Raw genomic sequence first — 21,429 nt, 5'->3', positions numbered from 1 at the left:
ACGCCCAAGTCAAAGCCCTGCTGACTGGCGCTATGGGCAGGTGGTGGTCAGGCAGCAAAGCGATAACAAAGACGATATACTCGGCCCCACGATTGATGACGGGAGAGACGGTTTGCAGACTTATCTGGTTGGGGGCGCAGTGCGGGATCGCCTGCTGGGATTGCCGCAGGGCGATAGGGATCATCTGGTGGTCGGCGCCACCGTGGAGCAGATGCTGGCGCTGGGTTTTACCCAGGTCGGTCGCGACTTTCCCGTGTTTCTTCACCCCAAAACCCAGCAGGAGTATGCCCTCGCCCGTACCGAACGCAAACAGGGTCAGGGCTACACCGGCTTTGTCTGCCACGCCGCCCCCGATGTGACGCTGGAGCAGGATCTGCTGCGCCGGGATCTCACCATCAACGCCATCGCCGAAGATGATCAGGGCCAGCTCCACGATCCCTACGGTGGCATCGAGGATTTGGAAAAACGGCTGCTGCGCCACGTTTCCCCTGCCTTTGCCGAAGATCCGCTGCGCATCTTGCGGGTCGCCCGCTTCGCCGCCCGCTTCCACGCTCAGGGCTTTACCATAGCGCCGGAAACCTTCGCCCTGATGAGCGAGATGACGGCCGCTGGCGAGCTGGCCCACCTCACGCCGGAGCGAGTCTGGAAGGAGCTGGAAAAAGTGCTGCTGGGGCCGACCCCGCAGATCTTTATCGAGGTGCTGCGCCAGTGCGGCGCCCTCAAGGCACTCTTCCCCGAAATCGACGCTCTGTTCGGCGTCCCCGCCCCGGCCAAGTGGCACCCGGAGATCGACACCGGCATCCACACCCTGATGGTGCTGGAGCAGGCGTGCCGGATCTCCCCGGAATTGACCGTCCGCTTTGCCGCCCTCTGCCACGACCTTGGCAAGGGAGTGACCCCCAAGGAGTTCTGGCCAAGCCATCACGGTCACGGCCAGAAAGGGCTGCCGCTTATTCGCGCTCTGTGCGAGCGGTTCCGGGTACCCAATGAGTGCCGGGATCTGGCGCTGCAGGTGAGCGATCTGCACACCCACATCCATATCGCCTTTGAGCTCAAGCCCGCCACCCTGCTCAAGGTGTTCGACAAGGCGGATGCCTGGCGCCGCCCCGAGCGCTTTGCCCAGTTGCTGGATGCCTGTCGCGCCGACTTCCATGGCCGTACCGGTTTCGAGGAGCGGGTCTACGCCGAGCCGGACTATGTGGCCGAAGCGCTGGCTGCCGCCCAGGCGGTGCCGGTGAAAGAGATAGTGGCGGCCGGTTACAAGGGAGAAGAGATCAAGGAGCAGCTGGCCAAAAAGCGGACCGATGCCATCAGCCGCATCAAGGATGAGTGGACCTTTATCGAAGAGTAACCTCGGCCCCATAACAGACGGCCGCCCTGATGATGAACTCCGCAAGGAGAGCATCGCCAGGGCGGCCGTTTTGCATCCAGGTTTATATGTGAAGGGGCGCTAACCCCTGCTGGTGCCGTTATGCCGGACCAATTCGCTCCATCAGGCTCATATGGGATGAGCCATCGTGGCGCTTGAGGTTCTGGCGATATTCGAACTGGCGCTGGCTCTCCTGCTTGAGCCCCAGCATCAGCGAATAGCACATCGCCAGCATAATCACCGAGAAGGGCAGCGCCGCTATGATGCTGGCCGCCTGCAAGGCTGCCAGGCCGCCAGAGACCAGCAGGATAGCGGCAACCAGCCCCTGCCCCAGACCCCATACGGCGCGGTGCAGTACCGGCGGCTCCTGATCACCGATGGAGAGCAGGGTGGTGATGACCAGCGTGCCCGAGTCACTGGAGGTGATGAAGTAGGTGCAGATGAGCAGGGTCAACACGGCCTTGGCGATCCAGCCGAAGGTATCCCAGTGCAGCAGCTCGACCGTCTTGTAGAGCGCCAGCGTCACATCCTGATTGACCGCAGCGACCACGCCACCATCACCGAACAGCTCCAGATTCATCGCCGTACCGCCAAACACGGTGAGCCAGAACATGCCGAGCAACGAGGGTACCAGCAGCACACCTAGCACAAACTCGCGAATGGTACGCCCCTTGGAGATACGGGCGATAAACATGCCGACAAACGGCGCCCAGGCAATCCACCAACCCCAGTAAAACGCCGTCCAGCTCGACTGCCAGGCCGAGGTGCCGTTGGCCTCGGTGTTGGTCCAGAAGCTCAGTTTGACGATGTTCTGCAGGTAATCACCGATGTTCTGTACATAGGCGTTGAGGATATAGGTGGTCGGCCCCAGCACCAGAAAGAGCGCGAGCACGAAAACACTCAGCCAGATATTGAGCTCGGAGAGGAGCTTCACTCCGCGCCCGACCCCGGAAACCGCCGACAGAGTGGCGATCAGGCTGATACCGCCAATCAGCCAGAGCTGGTTGGACTGCGACACCGCCATACCAAACATCTGGTTGAGGCCGGTATTCATCTGGGAGACCCCCAGACCAAGGGAGGTCGCCACCCCGAAGACGGTGCCGAACACGGCCAGCACATCGGCCGCATGGCCCCAGAAGCCGTAGATCCGCTCGCCGAGGATGGGGTAAAGCACAGAGCGGATCGCCAGCGGCAACTTGCGCCGATAGCTGAAAAAGGCCAGTGACAGGCCGACGATCACATAGATGGCCCAAGGGTGCAGGCCCCAATGGAAAAAGGTGAGGCGCATGGCGATCTGGGCCGCTTCCGGGGTCATCCCTTCGGTAATGAACGGATTGCCCTGCAGATGGTTCATCGGCTCAGCGATGCTCCAGAACACCAGACCGATACCCATGCCTGCGCTAAAGAGCATGGAGAACCAGGCGAAGTAGCCGAACTCCGGTACCTGGTCGTCGTCACCCAGCCGGATGCTGCCAAAACGGCTGAACATCAGGTAGACAGCGAAGAACAGGAACAGGGCGACCACCAGAATGTAGTACCACTTGAACCCGGCAATAATCTGATCCTTGGCACCGACAAACCAGGCGGCCGCGGTATCGGGAACAAATACGCCAAACAGCAAAAACAGGGTGATCACGGTGAGGGCCGTCATGGCCATAGTCGGGTTGAGGCCTTTCAATAGCCCTTTGCTTGCTCGCATCCAGCCTCCTTAGTCGTTGTTGAAAAAGTCTTCGCCCACATGATCACCGGCACCGCCGATGGCGCGATAGACCAGTTTGCCGGCCGCCTGTTCGCGGTGATCCACCAGCGAAACCGAGGGCTGGCCATTCACGGCGTGACGCTTGCCAAGGAAGATGGCCATGGGGACGCCGAGATTGGAGATACCGCTGGTGATCCAGAGGCGGTTGAAGTCGTAAGAGCCACCGATGAACTCCAGCTGTGCCAGGCCGGTATCTAGGCCAGTCAGATAGAAGTTCATGGCACTTTCGTCAGGAAAGAGGTGCACCAGCACATAGGCGTAGCGTAATTCATTCACCAACTCCTTTAGGTTGAAAGTACCTGTCTCACTGCAAGAGAGGGGTAACTCACCATCATAGTGGTGTACCTTGAGGTTGTTCGGGTCTTCATCATAGGCAGGCTGATAGCGCACAAAAGCCGAGGTATCCGGCAGTTCATAGCGCACTCTGACCACACGTAACTCGGCCACCAGAGACTTGATATCCAGCTCGTCATTCATCATTTCGCTCCTCAAATGTCAGGGTGAATTCCGTGAAATGCTCGTCAACCTAACACAAAATTAGTTAGAGCAGAAATTATTACAGCAAAAACCATATTGACCTTGTGACGAATTAGGCGGAAAATTTTGCCCCTCTCCATAGCCCTCCAATGACGCACACCCCATGGAAAAACATGATGAAGTGCTGGTCGCCCTGCGCCAGATTATTCGTGCCATCGACATGCACTCCAGGCGCTTGATCAAAGAAGCCGGGCTCACCTCCCCGCAACTCTTGCTGCTCAAAGGGATCGACGAACTGGGACAGATCTCCATGCGTCAGCTGGCCGATCACACCAACATGAGCCAGGCCACCGCCACCACCATCATGGACCGATTGGAGAGCCGCAAACTGGTGCAGCGCGTTCGCAGCAATACCGACAAGCGCAAAGTTCACGCGACACTGACTGACGCAGGCCACGCCCTGCTGGCCCAGGCCCCGACCCCGCTGCAAGAGCGCTTCATCCAACGTTTTCAATCCCTTGAAACCTGGGAACAGACCCTGCTGCTCTCCTCCCTGCAACGCATCTCCTCCATGATGAATGCAGACGAAATCGACGCGGCCCCGGTGCTGAGCGTCAGACCCCTCACCGAAGAGCAGGCATAGCCCCCACGCTAAATAACCGGGATGTACCGGAAAGTGGACACTAGTTGTGGTGTAACCAATTGCTATAGCCAGTTCGCTCTGGCTAACTGAGTAGTCTCTATCAGACGGGTCTAATTGGCCTGACAGTATGTGGCACATATGGTCGGAGCATGCTGTCATGGCGGGCTTTCTGTTCAGGGCGTAGCTGGCGGGGTGGTCGCCGGTTCAGCCTTGGCGGTTGGGGAGGGTTGCCACTCCACATAGGGGCGGTGGATCTTCTCGTAGATCTCGGCCAGTTTGCCGGTGGCAGCCAGCTGATCGATGGCTTGGCGGAGAAATTCGTCCATCTCATCACCTGCAGCCCCTTTCTGGATGATGAAGACATCCTCGAAATCTCCGAAAAATTCTCGCCTGATATTGGTCAGCCCCAGCTGCTTGAGCATCAGGTCGGCCTCCTCTTGCGCCCAGACAAAGGCGTCGATACGGCCGCGTGAGAGCTTGCGCAGTGACTGCTCGATACTCATCGAGCGCTGCACCGGGAAGGGCATATAGTCGGGAACCGCCTCGATTAGCAGATCCCGTTTGGTGGGCACTATGCCGTAGGCCATATCCGTGGTGACTGGATAACTGGTATTGCTGTAGATGACATGGGCAACCTTGCCAAAACTGCGGGTACTGAAGCGATAAGCCAGCATATCGATATCCTTGAGGTTGCGGATGGCGGGTAGCCCCAGATCAGCCTTGCCGGAGATCACCCCAGCCATGGCACGGGCGATGGGGTAGATGGTGATCTTGATGGTCACATCGGGGTAGAGATCATCGATGGCGTGTACCAGATCGACAAAGGGGCCTGTCTTGTCGGCATTGATCAGCCCTGGCAGCTCGCCAAGGTGGGCATTGAGGATGCGCACCTGTTTCGGCGGCTCGGGGGTGGCGTCGTTTTCCGGAGTCTGCGACAGGCCGAGAGTCGCGCTGCCGAGCAGGGTGACCACGAGCAGCAGAAGGGGGATGTGTCTGGTCATGGCGTGTCTCTCTTGGTGATGGGTCAGCTAAAGTGTAGTCAGCCCGTCGCCAGCGCCCCTCGGCCAGGCCATCATGGATAGGGTTTTACTTCTCGGCCCCCGCTCACTAGACTTCGCCTCCCACTTCTTTGTTGACGTAGCGCCATGACCTTTAGCGAACTTGCCCTTCATCCCGCCTTGCTGGCCTCTTTGCCCGTCACCTTGCAGACGCCGACCCGCATCCAGCAGCTGGCCATACCGGCGGCGCTGGCGGGGCAGGATCTGCTGGCGCTGGCCCAGACCGGAAGCGGCAAGACGCTGGCGTTTGGCTTGCCGCTGCTGCAACGGCTGGATCCTGCCTCCAGCCAGGTGCAGGGTCTGGTGCTGGTGCCGACCCGCGAGCTGGCGATTCAGGTCTCTGCCGCGCTAAAAGAGGGTGCCGAGGCGCTGGGGCTGCGCATCGTGACGTTGTGTGGGGGCGTTGCGCAGGAGCGGCAACAGGCCGAACTGGCGCAGGGGCCACAGCTGCTGGTCGCCACGCCGGGACGGTTGCGGGATCTGCTGACCCAACAGTTGCTGGGGCTGGATGGTTTGCAACTACTGGTGCTGGATGAGGCGGATCGCTTGCTGGAGATGGGCTTTGCTCCCGACATCAAGGCGCTGCTCGGCTTTATTCCTGCGGATCGCCAGACCCTGCTCTTCTCCGCCACCTTGCCTGCCGAGCTGGAGACGCTGGCCAACGGCCTGCTGCGCGAGCCTAACCGTATCGAGGCAAACCCCCTCAATAGTGTGGTGAACGAGATCGAAGAGCGGCTCTATCTGGTCAACAAGAGCAGCAAGGTCCCGGCGCTCATCAGCCTGCTCAAGGAGCAGGCATGGCCGCAGGTGCTGGTCTTTATCAGTGCGCGGGATGATGCCGACGGGGTCGCCAGAAAGCTGGCCAAGGCGGGCATTGCGGTGGCCGCCCTCCATGGCGAGAAGGAGCAGGTGGTGCGCGAGCAGGCGCTCGGTGATTTCAAAGAGGGAAAAATTCGGGTGCTGGTGGCCACCGACCTGATGGCGCGCGGTATCCATGTGGAGGCGCTGCCGGTGGTGATCAATCTGGATCTGCCCGCCAGCGCCCCTGTCTATGTACACCGCATCGGTCGTACCGCCCGTGCTGGCCGTGAAGGGCTGGCCATTTCGCTGGTCTGTCATGGCGAGAGTGACATGCTGCAAGCCATTCGCACCCTGACCGGCCGCGAGCTGCCGTTGGGCGATCTGGCGGGATTCCCGGTCACCGACCAGCCTGCCAGTGGGGAGGGCAAGCGCCCCCCTCGTGACAAGCAGGCCAATCGCCGTACTCAGGCCAAACGCAGCGTCAAGCAGTTCAAGGGCAAGCGCTGACCTCAGGGTTTGCCTTGCTCCCGCGCGAAGAAGTCACGACGCCACTGGCTCAACACCTCCTCCTTGTGCTGTTGCCACAGGGCAGGATCCATCTGCTGTTGGCTGGCCGCCAGTTGCTGCTCCAGCTCGGCCAGCTCTCGCTGGTAGCGGCTGCGTTGATCGAGCTGTTGCTGGCGCGCCCCGGCAAACGCCAGCGTGGCTTCGGCCTTCTCTGCGGGCAGGAAGTGATGGGTCAGGGTGGCCAGCTCCTCATCTCCCCACAGCTGACGGGCTTGCTGCAGGCGGGCATCCGGGTTGAACAGATCCACCGCCAGATCCGGATGATCCGCCGCCCACCGATCCTGCAAGCGGCTGAGGGCGTCCAGCCGCTCGGCCAGCGGTAACTGCTCGCTCTCTTGCGCCAACTGATCCAGCGCCAGGGCATAGCGCCCCTGTAGCCGGATCAGGCTCTCACCCTCGCTCAGCCACCCGGCCTCTGTTGCTTCCAGATTGCTCACACGCTGCGCCAGCGGCAACTCGCTGTCGCTGATCTCGCTGGCAAGCTGGTTGATCAGTTCATCCGGCATCGCCTGCCAGCTGCTGGGCACTTCTTTGCTTTTGCCATCTATCCCCTCAGTGTTTGGCATGCGGGGAGGCGGGCTCCCCGGTTCTGTTGGCAACTGCACATCGGCCAGAGAGGGCGTAGCCGACCGTTCTGGTGATATCGGGGACTGCTCTTCCTGCCAGCCCAGATTCACCAGCAAAAGGGTCAGGATAGCCAGTGCCAGTATCCCGTAACGGCGAGTCATCGGCTGATCTCTCCCTTGACCGGGAAGTGGTCTGAGAGGTTGCTGGTGGGCCAGAGGCTGCCATCGCTGCTGCGCGGGATCCAGACCGTGTTGAGGTTGTGGCTGGCGTTGCCGTACTCCCGGCTCACCACCAGATAGTCCAGATACTCGACGTTGGCGCCACCGGAGAGCAGGCCACCGGCATAGGGGTTGATCCTGGGATCGAAGGTGGCTTCGGTATAGCCGCCATAGGCGGGTTCATTGGCGTTCAGATTGGCCAGCATATTGGCGTAGTCATCGGCAAACTTGCGTTTGTTGACGTTGAAGTCGCCGCCGTAGATGACGGTGTCCGTGGTCGGGATCTTGAGGCTGGCAGCCAGAGAGCGGATCTGACCGAACTGGATCTGCCGCAGTTTGCGCGCCTCGTCGGTGTCGAAGCTGGCGGTGTGGGTGGCGAACAGGTGCCACGCCTTGCCCCCCTTGATCACCTCGGCGTACATCACCCCCTTGTCGGCGAAGCAGTCGGTGCCGGTGCATTGGGGATAGACCAGCTGGGCCTCCCGCACTATGGGATAGCGGCTGACAATCACTACACCGCCGTCGTGGACGTTGACCCCGGGTTTGTCGAGCACCTTGGTCTGGTAGGGATACTCTTTCGCCAGCGCCTGCAAAAAGCCCTCGCGGCGGCCATCGAATACCTCTTGCAGCAGCAGTGCGTCATAGCCCTTGAGATGCTCTGGCAGCAGAGCCAGCCGCTCACCGATGCTGGAGGCGATCACCGGCAGCGCCCAGACGTTGTAGCTGGCCACCTTGAGCCTGTTTTCTGCCGGTTCCGGTTGCTCCCGTTTTTGGGGAGGCGTGATCATATAGTGCAGATCGTCGTAGCGGCCGGTGAACTTGGCGGCAAAGGCCAGCTCTTGTGGCCCCGCAACGCGGTGGATCGCCCGATCGTTTTGCCAGCCGGATGCGCCGGTTGGCGTTTCGCCACCGTGCTGCAAGGTGGTGTTCCACCAGGTTCCCTCCATCAGCTGGTTGAGCCGATAGACGTCGCCACCCGCTGTGGTCACGCTGGTTTCGAACAGATAGCTCTTGCCCGCCTTTACCCCCTCATAGCGATTGAAGCTGAGTACCATGGCGCTCTCCCACGGGCCCAGCTCGGTGCGGTGCTGGCTCCACTGACTGCCGGGTTGCAGCTGGCCGCTGCCGCTTTGGCGGATGTCGATCTGGAGCGGTTCAGGACTGTTGTTGGTGAGGTAGACATCGGTATCGGCCAGTGCCAGTTGCGGGAACTGGCTGACCAGCAGCAGGGCGGCATAACTGAGGGTTTTCTGCATCACAGGATCCTTTTGGTTGCAGGGCAATGGAAAGTGACTGTTATGGCGAATGCAGAGGTCAGTTTGTTTACATTTTGGTTACAAGTAAATGAATTGGTTTTGTTTGGAGCTTTGTGGAGGTGTAAAGCGAGCGAGGCAGCACGCTTAAAGAGAGAGGGGGAGGAGCGAGGGAAGGCGCCCGTGTCAGGCGCCTTCAGGAATTAGCGGTGGGCCAGCGGGTAGGTGAAGAGCGCCAGATGGGCGAAGTTGAAGGCGAAGTGGATCAGGATGGCCACGGAGAGTCGCCCGCTGAGCTGGAATGCCAGGCCGTAGCAGCAGCCTGCCAGGGTCGCAAACAGCGCCAGCAGTGGGCCACCGGGCAAGTGGATGGCTCCGAACAGTAGCGCAGCCACGACGATGCCAATCCAGGGGCGGTAACGCTCGGTCAGCCCCTGCTGGATCGCGCCGCGAAACAGCGCCTCTTCCGCCACACAGGTGAACAGCAGATTGTTGAGTGCAAACAGCCACCACCAGTGGGGCAGACCCACTTCCGGTTTCAGTGCCCCCAACTGCCAGGCGATGACCAGCAGGGCACCCAGCGGCAGCAGTAACAGGGCCAGCGGGCGCCAGCGGATGGCGCCCCCCTTGCCCAGCAGCATCGGGCAGGCCAGCAGCAAGCCAAAGAGCAGCAGCGGTTTGTCGAGGTTCAGATACATGTTGAACGGCACGCTGGCGGGGCCTGCCAGCGCCTGATCCAGCACCTTGAGATTGTTGAAGCCGGGGATCAGGTGCAGGGTCAGCGCAATCGCCCAGAGGATCAGCACCACTCTGGCCGCCATCGCCCAGCGGGCGGGGAGGGTTGGCGTACGCCACGCCAGCAGTAATCCTGCGACCGAGACCAGCAGGGCGGGTAGCGTCATTCGGTCAAGCCACAGTGCCAGCAGCAGGGAGAGTCCCAGCAGAGCAAAGGCGGGAAGACGTTGGCGGAAGAGGGCAAGCAGCACGGCCAGCGCCAGCGCGCCCCAGATAAATGAGTCGGGAAGGGGTAACATTGGATCTCCTTGATCGAGGCAGGCGGCAACCTTAACAAGAGGGCGTCAGCAGGACAACCGCGCAGGAGGTGGTCGGATCCCTTCTCTATACTCATCAACAGGGTAAAGGGAGAGCAGCTGATGAAGCACTGTCTGTGGTTGTTGTGTTGTTGGGGGGTCTGGCTGCAGGCGGCACCCTTGCTGCTGGTGACCGGTGAGTTCACCCCCTATACCGGCAAGGCACTGCCTGAAGGCGGCGAGAGCACCCGGCTGGTGACGACCCTTCTGCAAGAGGCCGGGTATCGAGAGCTCCAGGTCGACTACCTGCCCTGGCCCCGCGGCTATCAGTTGACCCGCAATGGGTTGGTCGCGGCCACCTTCCCCTACGCCTGGACTGCCGAGCGGGCCAAGCTCTTCCACTACAGTGCTCCCATTCATATTGATCGCCTCTCCTGGTTCACCTATCGGGGGAGCGAGGCCATTCAGGCTGGCCGCTGGCAAGGGCTGCGAGTCTGCATTCCGCTGGGGTGGAGCACCAGCCATGCCGACGGGGTGATCAAGCGTTTCGGGCTGGATCTGCAGCGCCCCAAGACCCTGGCACAGTGTCTGCAACTGCTGGATCGCAAACGGATCGATCTGCTGCCGATGAACGAGACGGTGACTAGGGATGCCAGCCGTCAGCTGTTTGGCGATCCCTGCCATCTGCAGGCATTGCCCCACTTTCGCCAGAGCGACACCTTTTACCTGATCATTTCACGGCAGTACCCGGAGGCCGCCAGCCTGCTTGAGCGCTTCAATCATGCCCTGGCTGCCGCCCGTGCCGATGGTCGCTATGACCAACTGATCTCCCGAGCCGGAAAGGGGATCGATTGCCGTTGAGAGTGCACGGCCGGAAAACAAAAAGCCGGAGCAGTGGCTCCGGCTTTCTATTTGCCTTCAGGGACGCTTAGCGGCCTGATTCGGCAATCACGCGGGCGATGATATCGGCGCGCTTGCTGGCTTCCAGTTCGCCCAGGGCGATCAGGCCAGCCTTGAAGATGACGTTCTTCGGCAGGCTGACGTCGTCCAGCGTGGCGATCGCTTCAACGTGCATACCGTTCAGGCGGCTGGCATCGCGCGGGCTCAGGTTGACCTGAGTGTTCATCACCTGCTTGCCTTTCTTCTTGGCAGGTGCAGCCGCTTTCTTGGTGGATTCCTGTTCTTCGTCTTCCGGCAGTTCGTCATCAAAATCGTAAATAGACATAGTCAATCCTGTTGAGTTAGGCAAAAGGGCACGTTTGCCCGACATAGTAATCCGACATTGGGTCAATCAGCCCATATCCTCGTTACGGATAAAGGCGCGCCAGGAGGTGAGCACCTGGGCAAAATCTTCCAGCCCGCACATGGCCAGCTGTTCATCATCGTAGTAGGCGAGATCGTCAAGATCCTCACCCAGCTCGATATTGAGGGCGTTGGCTTTCACCTCCGCCTCTTCATGGGTCAGCAGCAGGGAGTAGTCACCGCCGTTGAGCCGGTATTCGACTCGGGTGCGGTTGGAGAGCTGATCAATGATGGAGAAGAGCTCGTCGAGCTTATCTTCATCTTTGCCAACTTCGTCGATCAGCCACTGACCGATGGCTTCATGGCCCATGGAGAACCGGGCGCGATAGCCACCAAACGGGTCGCGGCGAAATTCATAATCCATAGCACAGTCCAGATCGGAGGGATGGGCCATCACGGGCAGGCGGGTGCAAGCACGCAAGTCCTGCTCCATGGCGGGGCACACATCGGGTAAAGTGGCCTATTCTAGCGATCCCCCTCTCGCTTGTCTTGATGATGTGGCATCTTTGCGCCCATGTGCCCTGAATCGCCTCGTGGTGACGTAGCCAGATCAGCCCCTTGTCCGGAGATGTTATGCAGCTAAACGATAACCTTGCCCGCCAGATCGTCGCACGGGCGATGAAGATCCTGTCGTTCTCGGTCAACGTGATGGACGAACATGGTCTCATCATTGCGTCCGGCAATCCGGAGCGGATCCATCAGCGCCACGAAGGGGCCGTGCTGGCGCTCACCGAGAACCGGGTGGTGGAGATCAGCGAAGCGACCGCCCTGCAGCTCAAAGGGGTGCGACCCGGCATCAATTTACCCATCTCCTATCAGGGGGAGCTGATCGGGGTGATCGGCATCTCCGGCGATCCGGAGGAAGTGCGTGCTTACGCCGAGCTGGTGCGAATGACCGCCGAGCTCATTCTGGAGCAGGCGGCGCTCACCGAGCAGCTGCAGTGGGACAAGCGCCACAAGGAGGAGCTGGTGCTGCAGCTAATCCGTGGTGAAGGGCGGGACGATCAGCTGCAGCAGGCGGCCCGTTTTCTCGGGCTGGACTTGGCCCAGCCCAGGGTGGTGGCCGTGCTGGCGCTGGAGGAGGCCGATCCGGCTCGTCTGCGGGAGCTGGTTCATCAGCTGGAAAATCCGGAGCGGGACAATCTGGTCGCCATCAACGGGCTCGACGAGATAGTGGTGCTCAAACCGGCACAATTGAGTGATGGCGTCTGGCAATCGGCGCAGGAGCGCAGCCGGATCAAGCAGTTGCTGGCCCGCATTCCCCACTTCAAGGTGCATATCGCGGTGGGCGATTACTTCGCCGGGATCGACGGGCTGGCGCGCTCTTACCAGACGGCGCGAGATACCCTGCGCCGTGGCATGCGGCAGGCACCGCGCAAGCAGGTCTACTTCTTTGAGGACTACCGCTTGCCGGTGCTGCTCGGCAGTCTGGCGGACTCCTGGCAGGCGGATCAGCTGCGCACACCGCTACAGAAACTGGCCCGGGAAGATGGCAAAGGGGCGCTGCAGAAGACCCTGCGCCACTATTTCTTGCAGGATTGTGATCTGCATCGCTGTGCCGAAGCCCTGTTCATTCACCCCAATACCCTGCGCTATCGGCTGGGGCGGATAGAGCAGATAACTGGGTTGAATTTCAACAAGTTAGACGACAAATTTTTGCTCTATCTCGGCCTTAATCTCGACTTGTGATTGTGAAGTTGGACAAAAAACCACTTTTACATGATGCAATTTTTGGTTTTTAAGCCAAAGCATTCTGATTGCAGATCTCCATAATGGCGGTCATTCACTCCCATTGAAGGTGTCCGTCATGATCCCGGTTACAGCCCTTGGCGCCATCGCGGCGCTCTCCATCGCCATCTTCCTGATTCTGAAGAAGGTACCGCCCGCTTACGGCATGATCGTGGGGGCTTTGGCCGGTGGTCTGATTGGCGGTGCCGATCTGACCCAGACCGTCGCCCTGATGATCGGCGGCGCCCAGGGGATCACCACAGCTGTGATGCGGATCTTGGCGGCCGGTGTACTGGCGGGCGTGCTGATCGAATCGGGTGCGGCCACCACTATCGCCGAGACCATCGTCAAGAAACTCGGTGAAACCCGCGCCCTGCTGGCGCTGGCGCTGGCGACTCTGATCCTGACTGCGGTCGGCGTATTCGTGGATGTGGCCGTCATCACGGTTGCCCCCATCGCGCTGGCTATCGCCCGTCGTGCCGATCTCTCCAAGGCGGCCATCCTGCTGGCGATGATCGGCGGCGGCAAGGCGGGTAACGTCATGTCCCCCAACCCCAACGCCATTGCCGCGGCTGATGCCTTCCATCTGCCCCTCACCTCTGTGATGGCGGCGGGCATCATTCCGGGCCTGTTCGGTCTGTTGATGGCCTACTGGCTGGCCAAGCGGCTGAACAACAAGGGCAGCAAGGTTGCCGCCGACGAGGTGGTGAGCTTTGCCGGTGCCAAGTTGCCGGGCTTTGCCGCCGCCATCAGTGCGCCGCTGGTCGCCATCCTGCTGCTGGCTCTGCGTCCTGTTGCCGGTATCGTGGTGGATCCGCTGATTGCACTGCCGCTCGGTGGTCTGGTTGGTGCCCTGATGATGGGTAAATTCAGCAAGGTGAACCAGTTTGCGGTCTCCGGCCTCGCCCGCATGGCGCCGGTCGCCATCATGCTGCTGGGTACCGGTACCCTGGCAGGCATCATCGCCAACTCCGGCCTGAAAGATGTGCTGATCAGCGGCCTGACCGCCTCCGGTCTGCCTTCTTACCTGCTGGCGCCTATCTCCGGAGCTTTGATGTCGCTGGCGACCGCCTCGACCACCGCCGGTACCGTGGTGGCCTCCAACGTATTCAGCTCCACCCTGATTGAACTGGGGATCAGCAGTTTGGCCGGAGCGGCGATGATCCATGCCGGTGCCACTGTGTTTGACCACATGCCCCACGGCTCCTTCTTCCATGCCACCGGTGGCAGCGTCCACATGGGGGTGGGGGAGCGCCTGAAACTTATCCCTTACGAAACAGCAGTCGGTCTGACCATTGCCACTGTCTCCACCCTGATGTTTGGCGTGTTTGGCCTCGCCTAAGGAATTGATATGAAAATTGTTATTGCCCCCGATTCATTCAAGGAGAGTCTGAGCGCCATGGCGGTGGCTGATGCCATCGAGGCCGGTTTCAAACAGGTGCTGCCGAACGCCACCTACGTCAAATTGCCGATGGCCGATGGCGGTGAAGGTACGGTGCAATCGCTGGTTGATGCCACCGGTGGCCGCATCCTGCCGGTCGAAGTGACCGCGCCTCTTGGCAACAAGGTGCAGGGCTTCGTCGGCCTGCTGGGTGATGGCCAGCGTGCCGTCATCGAGATGGCCGCCGCTTCCGGCATCCATCTGGTCGCTCCCGAGCAGCGCAATCCGCTGCTCACCTCCAGCTTCGGTACCGGTGAGCTGATCCTGGCCGCGTTGGAGATGGGGGTGAAGCACCTGATCCTCGGTATCGGCGGCAGCGCCACCAATGACGGCGGTGCTGGCATGATCCAGGCGCTCGGTGGCAAGTTGCTCAAAGCCGATGGTTCAGCCATCGAGCTGGGTGGCGCAGGTCTCAGTGAGCTCGCGACCATCGATCTGAGCGGTCTGGATCCGCGTCTGGGTGAGCTGGTTATCGAGGTGGCGTGTGATGTGAACAACCCGCTGTGCGGCCCGAAAGGTGCCTCCGCCGTGTTTGGCCCGCAAAAGGGGGCGACTCCAGAGATGGTTGTCGAACTTGATGCCAACCTCTCCCGTTATGCCGACTGCATCGAACAGGCGCTCGGCAAGCAGGTGAAGGATATTCCGGGGGCGGGTGCCGCCGGTGGCATGGGTGCCGCACTGGTCGGTCTGCTTGGTGCCGAGCTCAAGCCCGGTATCCAGATCGTCATCGAAGCGCTGAAACTGGCCGAGGAAGTGGCCGATGCGGATCTGGTCATCACTGGCGAAGGGCGCATCGACAGCCAGACCATCCACGGCAAGACGCCAATCGGTGTCGCACGTTGCGCCAAGCAGTTCGGCAAGCCGGTGATCGGTATCTCCGGTTGCCTGACCGACGATTGCGGTGTGGTACATGATCACGGGCTGGACGCGGTATTCGCCGTGGTCAACCGCGCCATGTCTCTGCCGGAGGCGCTGGAGAGCGCCAGCACCAACATTCAACTCACTGCGCGCAACGTCGCGGCACTCTATCAACTCAAGGGTTGATCCGGTTCGGCCGATGCGCGCCATCGGCCACTCAATATCCCCGTTTGGGGCATCTCCCATCTCGCGAGATGTCTGACTGCCCTGGCACTTATTTGCCGATCCATCGTGATCGGCTCTTTTCTTTCCGTTCCTTTGTCTTGCCACACTTTTGACTCCATGGGTCAGCGCGGTTTTGATAGGCGCACATCTCCCTTTACGGCATAGTGGTCGTACCAAGTACAAGGAGAGACTCATGTTCCTGCTGACCCTGGGGGTTGCGCTGTTTACCCTGATCCATCTCTACCCCTGTTTTGCGGTGGCCCATCGGGCGCGACTGAGAGAACGGCTGGGTGAGAATCGCTACAAGGGGCTCTTCTCCCTGCTGGTGTTTGTCGCCATCGCCTGCATCATCGCCGGTTGGCGCTCGGCCAGCTCGCTGCCGCTCTACTTCCTGCCGGAGTGGGGGCCGATGACCATGACGGTGATGATGCCCTTTGCGCTGATCCTCTTCTTCTCCGGCCAGGGGCCCAACCATCTGCGCCGCTGGCTGGTGCATCCCCAACTGCTCGGAACCCTGCTCTGGGCGGTGGCCCATCTGCTGGTCAACAGCGAGGCCAGATCTCTGGTGCTGTTTGGCGGCATCGGGCTGTGGGCGCTGGTGAGCATGGTCTGGATTTCGGTGCGGGACTGGCAGCGATATCCCCGCCCGGCGGCTAACTGGACGGGCACCGGCATCAGCGTCGGGGCGGGCCTGGCTGCCACCGCGCTGCTGGTGTTCTGGGGCCACGGCTGGCTGACCGGCATTCCATTGCATTGAGAGTGAACTGCGGCTCTGGTAACCGCGTATGATGGACAAAACAAAAGGAGTCTTGGCGATGAAATGGTTCACTCTGTTGCTGTTATTGGGGGCCAGCGTGGCCTCTGCGGCGTGCCCAGATTATTTCAATGTGGAGATGCGGGAGCTAAACAACTCTCAGCGCCATAACCTCTGTCAGCTGACTGAGGGCAAGGTGGTACTGGTGGTCAATACCGCCTCCTACTGCGGCTATAGCGGCCAGTTTCGCGATCTGGAGAAGCTTTATCAGAGCTACAAGGATAAGGGGCTGATTATTCTCGGTTTCCCCTCCAACGACTTTTGGCAGGAGGCGGGCAACGAGAACAAGACCGCCGAGGTGTGTCGCCGCGACTATGGCGTCACCTTCCCCATGTTCAATCGGGTAGCGGTGCGGGGCTCCGATGCAGTGCCACTGTTCAAGGGGCTGGCGGCGGCCGCTGATGGGGATGAGCCGAACTGGAACTTCCACAAGTATCTGGTGGGGCGCGATGGCAAGCTGATCGCCAGCTACGGCGCCAACCAGAATCCGGCTGACGACCCCCTCAAACTGCAGATCACCCGGGCGCTGGGGCTCTGACTCTACCCCTTGGCGGGCGGCTCTGGAATAATGGGCTTCCGCCACTCAATCCGGTTATCTTGTGCTGCAACGTCTTCCTCAAATGGTGATCTTCGATGCGCTGGTGCGCGAGCAGGGGATCTCTGCCGCCGCCCGTCGTCTCGGGGTCTCCAAATCTCATATCAGCAAGCAGCTGGCGCTGCTGGAGACCACCCTCGGTGCCCAGCTGGTGCAGCGCACCACCCGCCGTTTCGTCCTGACCGAGCTGGGTCAGGAGTATGCCCGTCACTGCCATGCGCTGGTGGCGGTGGCGCAGGAGGCGGACTCCATGATCGCCGAGCGGCGTGGCAAGGTGAGTGGCGTGCTCCATCTCGGGGTGGGCCAATCCTTTGGCCGCTTGCACGTCATTCCTCATCTCAAGGCGTTTCAGGATCGCTATCCCGAGCTGGAGCTGGAGGTCTCGCTGTTCGACCACAGAACCAATCTGGTGGATGAGGGGCTGGATCTCTGGCTCACCACCTATGAGGACAAGCCGGAAGGGCTGGTGGGACAGCGGCTGGCCGACATCGGCTTCGTGGTGGCGGCTTCGCCGGATTACCTGCTGAGCCACGGTACGCCGCTTCATCCCAAGGATCTGGCCCAGCACAACTGCATCACTTACCAGAGTCGGGAGCGGCGCTATCACCAGTGGTCGTTTCGCCAGGGCAAGGAGCGCCAGACGGTGCAGGTGGCGGGCAACTATCGGGTGGATATGGCGGAGGCGGTGCGGGATGCTGCACTGGCCGGGCTCGGCATCGCCTATATCGCCAACTACTTGCTGGACAAGGAGTTACAGAGCGGCAAGCTGATCCCGGTGTTGCCAGGGTGGCGACCGAACCAGCAGATGGCGGTACATGCCGTTTATGCCCGGCGCGAACATCTGGATCCCAAGATCCGTCTCTTCATCGATTTCCTCAAGGCCAGCTTTGGCCCCGAACCCTATTGGGAGCAGCGACTGGCCCCCTGGCTCGGGGGTAAATTGTCCGGCGGTGAGGAATGATTGTTTCCATTTAAGAACTCTCGATTTCTCCTGATACTAAAACCGAACCAAATCAGCCAGTTGGCGCAACCGATATCGTGCAAACGTTTTTTCTAACAGGGTTGTAACCAAGCGGACTTGCAGTGACGGGGTGAGAGGCGCAGAATCCGCGCCCATCTTTTGCCCCACCTGATGGAGTCCCTATGATTGCCCTGCTCGGCATCCTGAGTATCCTGGCGCTTGCCGTCATCTGCTCTGATAATCGTCGTCGTATCCCGTTGCGAACAGTTGGCCTTGCCCTCTGCCTGCAAATCATGTTTGCCGGTCTGGTGCTCTGGTTGCCTGCTGGTCAGCACGTGCTGAACGGGGTCAGCGAGAGCGTAAGTAGCGTGATCGGTTATGGTCAGGAGGGGATCGCCTTCCTGTTCGGTGATCTGGCCAAGTTCAAGCTGGGCTTCATCTTTGCCTTCAACGTGTTGCCGGTCATCATCTTCTTCTCCGCGGTGATCGCCATCCTCTACCACATCGGCATCATGCCTCGGGTGATCGCCCTGCTGGGTGGTGGCTTGCAGAAATTGCTGGGCACCGGCCGTGCCGAGAGCCTCTCCGCGACCGCCAACATCTTCGTCGGCATGGTGGAAGCGCCGCTGGTGGTCAAACCCTACCTCTCCAAGATGTCCGATTCCCAGTTCTTCGCTGTGATGAGCTGTGGTCTCGCCTCTGTCGCCGGTGGCACCCTGGTGGGCTATGCCAGCCTCGGGGTTGAGCTGAAATACCTGATCGCAGCGGCCTTCATGTCGGCCCCTGCCGGTCTGGCGATGGCCAAGATCCTGGTGCCGCCGGGAGCTGAAGAGGTCGATCACCATCAGGATGTGGAGATCCCCCGCGCCACCAACGTGATCGAAGCGGCGGCCGATGGCGCCATGTCTGGCCTCAATATTGCGGTGGCGGTCGGTGCCACCCTGCTGGCCTTCGTTGGCGTGATCGCCATGCTCAATGGTCTGCTCGGCTGGGCTGGCGGTCTGGTGGGGCTGGATCTGAGCTTCCAGATCATTCTGGGCTGGCTGTTTGCCCCCGTATCCTGGCTGATCGGGGTACCCTGGGATCAGGCGCAAGCCGCTGGCGCTCTGATCGGTACCAAGATCGTGGTCAACGAGTTCGTCGCCTTTATCGGTCTGGTGCAGGATCAGACCCTGAGCGAGTCGAGCAAGGCCATCGTGACCTTCGCCCTGTGTGGTTTTGCCAACATCTCCTCCATGGCGATCCTGATCGGCGGTCTGGGCTCCATGGTGCCGGAGCGCAAATCCTTCATCGCCCGTTACGGCATGCGCGCCATTCTCTCCGGCGTGCTGGCGAACCTGATGAGTGCCTGTCTGGCCGGTCTGTTCCTTGCCCTGTAACCGCTGCGGCACGGAATAGATGCAACAAGGGCGCTGCGATGGCGCCCTTGTCATATGGATAAAATGAAGCCCCGACCTTGGTCGGGGCTTCTTGTTGCTGCTCAGTCGACGTAGAAGGTCTGCTGGAAGCTGAGGTTCTGTTGCTGCCCGCCGCCCATGATCTTCAGGGTGAACTGATAGGTATCTTCGTTGCGGTAGGGGAGGGTTGCTAGATAGTAGATGGCATCGCCCTCTTTTACCTCCTGAAAGTTCAGGGTGCGGATGGTGCCGGTCAGGTTCTTGGCCTCGCCGGTGATCCCCACGGCTTGCGCCACTTTCTGCTTGTCCTGTACCGCGATATTGATGATGGCGTTGTAGCGGCTGCGCTCCAGTCCATACGCCTTGGCGACCTCTGGTGTAAGGAAGCTGGAGTTGAAGGCGTTGTAGTGCACCAGCCAGGGCCCCAGCTCCTTCATCTGTTCTGCCTTGAGCGGCAGGGTCATCAGCAGTGCCAGCAGGCCACTCATCCAGGCTATTTTCATCTGTCATCCCTCTCATATCTACGGTTGGCGCAGGCCGATTCATTCAGCCTTGCGCGTCATTCAGCAGTGCACTCACTTCTTGCGGCAACTGTTTGGGGCTGTCGATGGCGACGGTTTTATGCCGCCCCAGTTCGCCCCGCACTATGGTGATCTGTCCCTTGGCCACCTTGAACTGCTTGGCCAGAAACTTGATCAGATGGCTGTTGGCCTGGCCATCGACGGGCGGCGCCGTGATGGCCACTTTCAGCTCTTCGCCATGCAATCCGATGATCTGATCCCGACTCGCCTTGGGCTGGATCACCAGATGCAGTACCAGTTCATCCCCTTGTTGCAGGACGGCTGGCATCAAATCATCCACCACAGCTGGCCGAACAGGTCACCCAGCAGGTAGTTGATGGCTTGCAGGCCGATAAAGGCGACCAGCACCGAGAGATCCAGTCCGCCCAGCGCCGGCAGTACGCGGCGGATAGGAGCGAGGAACGGCTCGGTCAGCTGATGCATCACGTATTCGATGGGGTTGCGGCCCTGGCTGACCCAGCTCAGGATGGCGCGGATCAGCAGTACCCAGAAGATCATCGAGCCCGCTTTCTTCAGCACGGTCAGCGCGGCAAACAGGCTGATGCTGAGCCAGTCCGCCAGCAGTACGTTCATGCTCTTGAGCAGGGCCAGCTTGAGGAAGGCGACAGCCAGCGCCAGCACCACGGAGGCGAGATCGATGCCGCCAAAGCCCGGGATAACGCGGCGCAGCGGGATCACCAGCGGATTGGTCAGCTTGACCACCATCTGGCTCATCGGGTTGTAGAAGTCGGCGCGGGCCCACTGCAGCCAGACGCGCAGCAGGATCACCATCAGGTAGAGATCGAAAACGGTGTTAATCAGAAAGTAAGCAGTGTTCATCTGGGCTCCTGTTAGAAGAGGGTTTCCATTTCGGTGGCGCGAGCAACGGCCGCCTGCATGGCTTGCGCAGTCAGCGGCATCAGCCCCTGCTGCTGGAATGTCTTGATGGCTTCGGCTGTGGTGCCGCCCTTGCTGGTGACCTGCTCACGCAGGGTTTGCAGCGCCAGCTCAGGGTTCTGCTCCACCATGGTGGCTGCGCCCAGCGCGGTCTGCTGCACCAGCAGGCGTGCCTGCTCGGGCGAGAAGCCCATCGCCTCTGCCTCTTCGGCGATGGCCTGCATAAAGAGGAAGAAGTAGGCCGGAGCACTGCCCGCCGCGGCGATGACGCCGTTGATGCCGGACTCTTGCTCCACCCAGAGGGTCTTGCCGACCGCCTGCATCATCTGCTCGGCAAAGTCGCGATCCGCGGCGGCAATATGTTCGGGTGCATAGAGACCGGTCATGCCCAGACCCAGCAGGGCCGGGGTATTGGGCATGGTGCGGATGATGCGGTCATGGCCACCGGCCATCTCGCCAAGGCGCGCCACCTTGATACCGGCCGCGATGGAGATGAGCAGCTTGCCCTCAAGGGAGCCCAGCTCGGCAACCAGCGCGGCCAGCATGCCGGCCATCAGCTGCGGTTTGACCGCCAGCACGATCACCTCTGCGTCGCGGGCCGCCTCGGCATTACTCTGGGTGATGCGAATGCCATGTTCGCTCGCCAGCGCCTCCAGCTTGGGCAGACTGGGGTTGGCTGCAGTGATCTGCCCAGCGGGATAACCCGCCTTGACCAGTCCGGCGATGATGCTGCGGCTCATATTGCCCGCGCCGATAAAGGCCAGCGTTCTATGCTGCATCAGATGCTCCTGTAGCACATGGGGTCGCGGCGGGGTGGGTGCTGCCTGCACCACCAGACGCCAGAATTCGGTGTTCCATCAAACGCTCCTGTTGATGAAGTCGCGGCAAGAGGCGGACGTATGGGTTAT

General features: G+C 60.7%; 23 protein-coding genes. 11 read left to right on the top strand and 12 right to left on the bottom strand.

What is annotated here, in order from left to right:
- Positions 1 to 112: 112 nt before the first annotated feature.
- Complete coding sequence (locus AB5Y86_RS11835) at positions 113 to 1,351, top strand: multifunctional CCA addition/repair protein (protein WP_368192921.1); 1,239 nt, start codon at positions 113 to 115, stop codon at positions 1,349 to 1,351.
- A 118-nt stretch (positions 1,352 to 1,469) separates the two neighbouring features.
- Here the strand turns inward: AB5Y86_RS11835 and AB5Y86_RS11830 are convergent, their stop codons facing one another.
- Both AB5Y86_RS11830 and AB5Y86_RS11825 read right to left on the bottom strand, forming a co-directional pair.
- On the bottom strand, positions 1,470 to 3,068 hold the full coding sequence (locus AB5Y86_RS11830; RefSeq protein WP_368192920.1) for a BCCT family transporter: 1,599 nt from the start codon (positions 3,066 to 3,068) through the stop codon (positions 1,470 to 1,472).
- A 9-nt stretch (positions 3,069 to 3,077) separates the two neighbouring features.
- Positions 3,078 to 3,605, bottom strand: coding sequence for a hypothetical protein (locus tag AB5Y86_RS11825; protein WP_005335836.1), 528 nt, complete (start codon positions 3,603 to 3,605; stop codon positions 3,078 to 3,080).
- A gap of 163 nt (positions 3,606 to 3,768) precedes the next feature.
- Between AB5Y86_RS11825 and AB5Y86_RS11820 the strand changes: the two genes are divergently transcribed.
- Entirely contained in the window at positions 3,769 to 4,248 is a 480-nt protein-coding gene (locus tag AB5Y86_RS11820; protein ID WP_368192919.1) for a MarR family winged helix-turn-helix transcriptional regulator, read from the top strand.
- Between the two features lie 173 nt (positions 4,249 to 4,421).
- On the opposite strand, the gene AB5Y86_RS11815 is transcribed toward AB5Y86_RS11820, so the two are convergent.
- Positions 4,422 to 5,249: a transporter substrate-binding domain-containing protein gene (locus tag AB5Y86_RS11815; RefSeq protein WP_368192918.1), complete on the bottom strand. Its 828-nt coding sequence runs from the start codon at positions 5,247 to 5,249 to the stop codon at positions 4,422 to 4,424.
- A 144-nt stretch (positions 5,250 to 5,393) separates the two neighbouring features.
- On the opposite strand from AB5Y86_RS11815, the gene AB5Y86_RS11810 reads away from it, so the two are divergent.
- Complete coding sequence (locus tag AB5Y86_RS11810) at positions 5,394 to 6,614, top strand: DEAD/DEAH box helicase (protein ID WP_368192917.1); 1,221 nt, start codon at positions 5,394 to 5,396, stop codon at positions 6,612 to 6,614.
- Between the two features lie 2 nt (positions 6,615 to 6,616).
- On the opposite strand, the gene AB5Y86_RS11805 is transcribed toward AB5Y86_RS11810, so the two are convergent.
- The 3 genes from AB5Y86_RS11805 to AB5Y86_RS11795 form a co-directional block, all read right to left on the bottom strand.
- Complete coding sequence (locus AB5Y86_RS11805; RefSeq protein ID WP_368192916.1) at positions 6,617 to 7,402, bottom strand: hypothetical protein; 786 nt, start codon at positions 7,400 to 7,402, stop codon at positions 6,617 to 6,619.
- The gene (locus AB5Y86_RS11800; protein WP_368192915.1) at positions 7,399 to 8,715 is read right to left on the bottom strand and encodes a sphingomyelin phosphodiesterase; all 1,317 of its coding nucleotides are present in this window, start codon (positions 8,713 to 8,715) and stop codon (positions 7,399 to 7,401) included. The genes AB5Y86_RS11805 and AB5Y86_RS11800 overlap by 4 nt, the downstream gene beginning before the upstream one ends.
- Positions 8,716 to 8,915: 200 nt before the next feature.
- Positions 8,916 to 9,746 (bottom strand): CPBP family intramembrane glutamic endopeptidase, encoded by an 831-nt coding sequence (locus AB5Y86_RS11795; RefSeq protein ID WP_139473011.1) that lies wholly within the window; start codon positions 9,744 to 9,746, stop codon positions 8,916 to 8,918.
- Between the two features lie 120 nt (positions 9,747 to 9,866).
- Between AB5Y86_RS11795 and AB5Y86_RS11790 the strand changes: the two genes are divergently transcribed.
- A complete protein-coding gene (locus AB5Y86_RS11790) occupies positions 9,867 to 10,604 on the top strand; it encodes a substrate-binding periplasmic protein (protein WP_368192914.1) in 738 nt (245 codons plus the stop codon).
- 67 nt (positions 10,605 to 10,671) lie between these two features.
- On the opposite strand, the gene AB5Y86_RS11785 is transcribed toward AB5Y86_RS11790, so the two are convergent.
- Complete coding sequence (locus AB5Y86_RS11785; protein ID WP_005340323.1) at positions 10,672 to 10,968, bottom strand: hypothetical protein; 297 nt, start codon at positions 10,966 to 10,968, stop codon at positions 10,672 to 10,674.
- 66 nt (positions 10,969 to 11,034) lie between these two features.
- Positions 11,035 to 11,409: a YacL family protein gene (locus tag AB5Y86_RS11780; RefSeq protein ID WP_101530225.1), complete on the bottom strand. Its 375-nt coding sequence runs from the start codon at positions 11,407 to 11,409 to the stop codon at positions 11,035 to 11,037.
- A 209-nt stretch (positions 11,410 to 11,618) separates the two neighbouring features.
- Here AB5Y86_RS11780 and AB5Y86_RS11775 point away from each other — a divergent pair, with 209 nt between their 5' ends.
- The 7 genes from AB5Y86_RS11775 to AB5Y86_RS11745 all read left to right on the top strand — a co-directional run bounded on the left by AB5Y86_RS11775 (position 11,619) and on the right by AB5Y86_RS11745 (position 19,046).
- A complete protein-coding gene (locus AB5Y86_RS11775) occupies positions 11,619 to 12,734 on the top strand; it encodes a sugar diacid recognition domain-containing protein (RefSeq protein ID WP_323875858.1) in 1,116 nt (371 codons plus the stop codon).
- Positions 12,735 to 12,852: 118 nt separating this feature from the next.
- The gene (locus AB5Y86_RS11770) at positions 12,853 to 14,115 is read left to right on the top strand and encodes a GntP family permease (protein ID WP_368192913.1); all 1,263 of its coding nucleotides are present in this window, start codon (positions 12,853 to 12,855) and stop codon (positions 14,113 to 14,115) included.
- A gap of 9 nt (positions 14,116 to 14,124) precedes the next feature.
- A complete protein-coding gene (locus AB5Y86_RS11765; protein ID WP_368192912.1) occupies positions 14,125 to 15,258 on the top strand; it encodes a glycerate kinase in 1,134 nt (377 codons plus the stop codon).
- 232 nt (positions 15,259 to 15,490) lie between these two features.
- Positions 15,491 to 16,054, top strand: coding sequence for an NnrU family protein (locus tag AB5Y86_RS11760; RefSeq protein ID WP_042084306.1), 564 nt, complete (start codon positions 15,491 to 15,493; stop codon positions 16,052 to 16,054).
- 58 nt (positions 16,055 to 16,112) lie between these two features.
- Positions 16,113 to 16,649 carry a glutathione peroxidase gene (locus AB5Y86_RS11755; RefSeq protein ID WP_368192911.1) on the top strand — a complete coding sequence of 179 codons (537 nt, stop codon included), beginning with the start codon at positions 16,113 to 16,115 and terminating at the stop codon, positions 16,647 to 16,649.
- Positions 16,650 to 16,731: 82 nt separating this feature from the next.
- Positions 16,732 to 17,667, top strand: coding sequence for a LysR family transcriptional regulator (locus tag AB5Y86_RS11750; RefSeq protein WP_185900079.1), 936 nt, complete (start codon positions 16,732 to 16,734; stop codon positions 17,665 to 17,667).
- Between the two features lie 182 nt (positions 17,668 to 17,849).
- Positions 17,850 to 19,046: a NupC/NupG family nucleoside CNT transporter gene (locus tag AB5Y86_RS11745; protein WP_005348874.1), complete on the top strand. Its 1,197-nt coding sequence runs from the start codon at positions 17,850 to 17,852 to the stop codon at positions 19,044 to 19,046.
- A 101-nt stretch (positions 19,047 to 19,147) separates the two neighbouring features.
- On the opposite strand, the gene AB5Y86_RS11740 is transcribed toward AB5Y86_RS11745, so the two are convergent.
- Genes AB5Y86_RS11740 through proC form a run of 4 tightly spaced genes read right to left on the bottom strand, consistent with a single transcriptional unit; the run spans position 19,148 to position 21,300 of the window.
- On the bottom strand, positions 19,148 to 19,567 hold the full coding sequence (locus AB5Y86_RS11740) for a DUF4426 domain-containing protein (RefSeq protein WP_005357936.1): 420 nt from the start codon (positions 19,565 to 19,567) through the stop codon (positions 19,148 to 19,150).
- A 43-nt stretch (positions 19,568 to 19,610) separates the two neighbouring features.
- Positions 19,611 to 19,913, bottom strand: coding sequence for a DUF167 family protein YggU (gene yggU, locus AB5Y86_RS11735; RefSeq protein ID WP_005357938.1), 303 nt, complete (start codon positions 19,911 to 19,913; stop codon positions 19,611 to 19,613).
- Positions 19,913 to 20,464 (bottom strand): YggT family protein, encoded by a 552-nt coding sequence (locus AB5Y86_RS11730; RefSeq protein ID WP_005340343.1) that lies wholly within the window; start codon positions 20,462 to 20,464, stop codon positions 19,913 to 19,915. The genes yggU and AB5Y86_RS11730 overlap by 1 nt, the downstream gene beginning before the upstream one ends.
- An 11-nt stretch (positions 20,465 to 20,475) precedes the next feature.
- Entirely contained in the window at positions 20,476 to 21,300 is an 825-nt protein-coding gene (gene proC / locus AB5Y86_RS11725; protein WP_150390231.1) for a pyrroline-5-carboxylate reductase, read from the bottom strand.
- Between the last annotated feature and the right edge of the window lie 129 nt (positions 21,301 to 21,429).

This window comes from Aeromonas sp. s8, assembly GCF_040907785.1.
In the GTDB taxonomy this organism is placed as follows: domain Bacteria; phylum Pseudomonadota; class Gammaproteobacteria; order Enterobacterales; family Aeromonadaceae; genus Aeromonas; species Aeromonas veronii.
Note: the sequence above shows the minus strand (reverse complement) of the source record. Positions and strands in the feature narration are given on the sequence as shown.

Excerpts from the sequence above, each read along its gene's own strand:
- AB5Y86_RS11830 (WP_368192920.1), bottom strand. The coding sequence starts at position 3,068 with ATGCGAGCAAGCAAAGGGCTATTGAAAGGCCTCAACCCGACTATGGCC.
- AB5Y86_RS11825 (WP_005335836.1), bottom strand. The coding sequence starts at position 3,605 with ATGAATGACGAGCTGGATATCAAGTCTCTGGTGGCCGAGTTACGTGTG.
- AB5Y86_RS11820 (WP_368192919.1), top strand. The coding sequence starts at position 3,769 with ATGGAAAAACATGATGAAGTGCTGGTCGCCCTGCGCCAGATTATTCGT.
- AB5Y86_RS11815 (WP_368192918.1), bottom strand. The coding sequence starts at position 5,249 with ATGACCAGACACATCCCCCTTCTGCTGCTCGTGGTCACCCTGCTCGGC.
- AB5Y86_RS11810 (WP_368192917.1), top strand. The coding sequence starts at position 5,394 with ATGACCTTTAGCGAACTTGCCCTTCATCCCGCCTTGCTGGCCTCTTTG.
- AB5Y86_RS11805 (WP_368192916.1), bottom strand. The coding sequence starts at position 7,402 with ATGACTCGCCGTTACGGGATACTGGCACTGGCTATCCTGACCCTTTTG.
- AB5Y86_RS11800 (WP_368192915.1), bottom strand. The coding sequence starts at position 8,715 with ATGCAGAAAACCCTCAGTTATGCCGCCCTGCTGCTGGTCAGCCAGTTC.
- AB5Y86_RS11795 (WP_139473011.1), bottom strand. The coding sequence starts at position 9,746 with ATGTTACCCCTTCCCGACTCATTTATCTGGGGCGCGCTGGCGCTGGCC.
- AB5Y86_RS11790 (WP_368192914.1), top strand. The coding sequence starts at position 9,867 with ATGAAGCACTGTCTGTGGTTGTTGTGTTGTTGGGGGGTCTGGCTGCAG.
- AB5Y86_RS11785 (WP_005340323.1), bottom strand. The coding sequence starts at position 10,968 with ATGTCTATTTACGATTTTGATGACGAACTGCCGGAAGACGAAGAACAG.
- AB5Y86_RS11780 (WP_101530225.1), bottom strand. The coding sequence starts at position 11,409 with ATGGATTATGAATTTCGCCGCGACCCGTTTGGTGGCTATCGCGCCCGG.
- AB5Y86_RS11775 (WP_323875858.1), top strand. The coding sequence starts at position 11,619 with ATGCAGCTAAACGATAACCTTGCCCGCCAGATCGTCGCACGGGCGATG.
- AB5Y86_RS11770 (WP_368192913.1), top strand. The coding sequence starts at position 12,853 with ATGATCCCGGTTACAGCCCTTGGCGCCATCGCGGCGCTCTCCATCGCC.
- AB5Y86_RS11765 (WP_368192912.1), top strand. The coding sequence starts at position 14,125 with ATGAAAATTGTTATTGCCCCCGATTCATTCAAGGAGAGTCTGAGCGCC.
- AB5Y86_RS11760 (WP_042084306.1), top strand. The coding sequence starts at position 15,491 with ATGTTCCTGCTGACCCTGGGGGTTGCGCTGTTTACCCTGATCCATCTC.
- AB5Y86_RS11755 (WP_368192911.1), top strand. The coding sequence starts at position 16,113 with ATGAAATGGTTCACTCTGTTGCTGTTATTGGGGGCCAGCGTGGCCTCT.
- AB5Y86_RS11750 (WP_185900079.1), top strand. The coding sequence starts at position 16,732 with ATGGTGATCTTCGATGCGCTGGTGCGCGAGCAGGGGATCTCTGCCGCC.
- AB5Y86_RS11745 (WP_005348874.1), top strand. The coding sequence starts at position 17,850 with ATGATTGCCCTGCTCGGCATCCTGAGTATCCTGGCGCTTGCCGTCATC.
- AB5Y86_RS11740 (WP_005357936.1), bottom strand. The coding sequence starts at position 19,567 with ATGAAAATAGCCTGGATGAGTGGCCTGCTGGCACTGCTGATGACCCTG.
- yggU (WP_005357938.1), bottom strand. The coding sequence starts at position 19,913 with ATGCCAGCCGTCCTGCAACAAGGGGATGAACTGGTACTGCATCTGGTG.
- AB5Y86_RS11730 (WP_005340343.1), bottom strand. The coding sequence starts at position 20,464 with ATGAACACTGCTTACTTTCTGATTAACACCGTTTTCGATCTCTACCTG.
- proC (WP_150390231.1), bottom strand. The coding sequence starts at position 21,300 with ATGCAGCATAGAACGCTGGCCTTTATCGGCGCGGGCAATATGAGCCGC.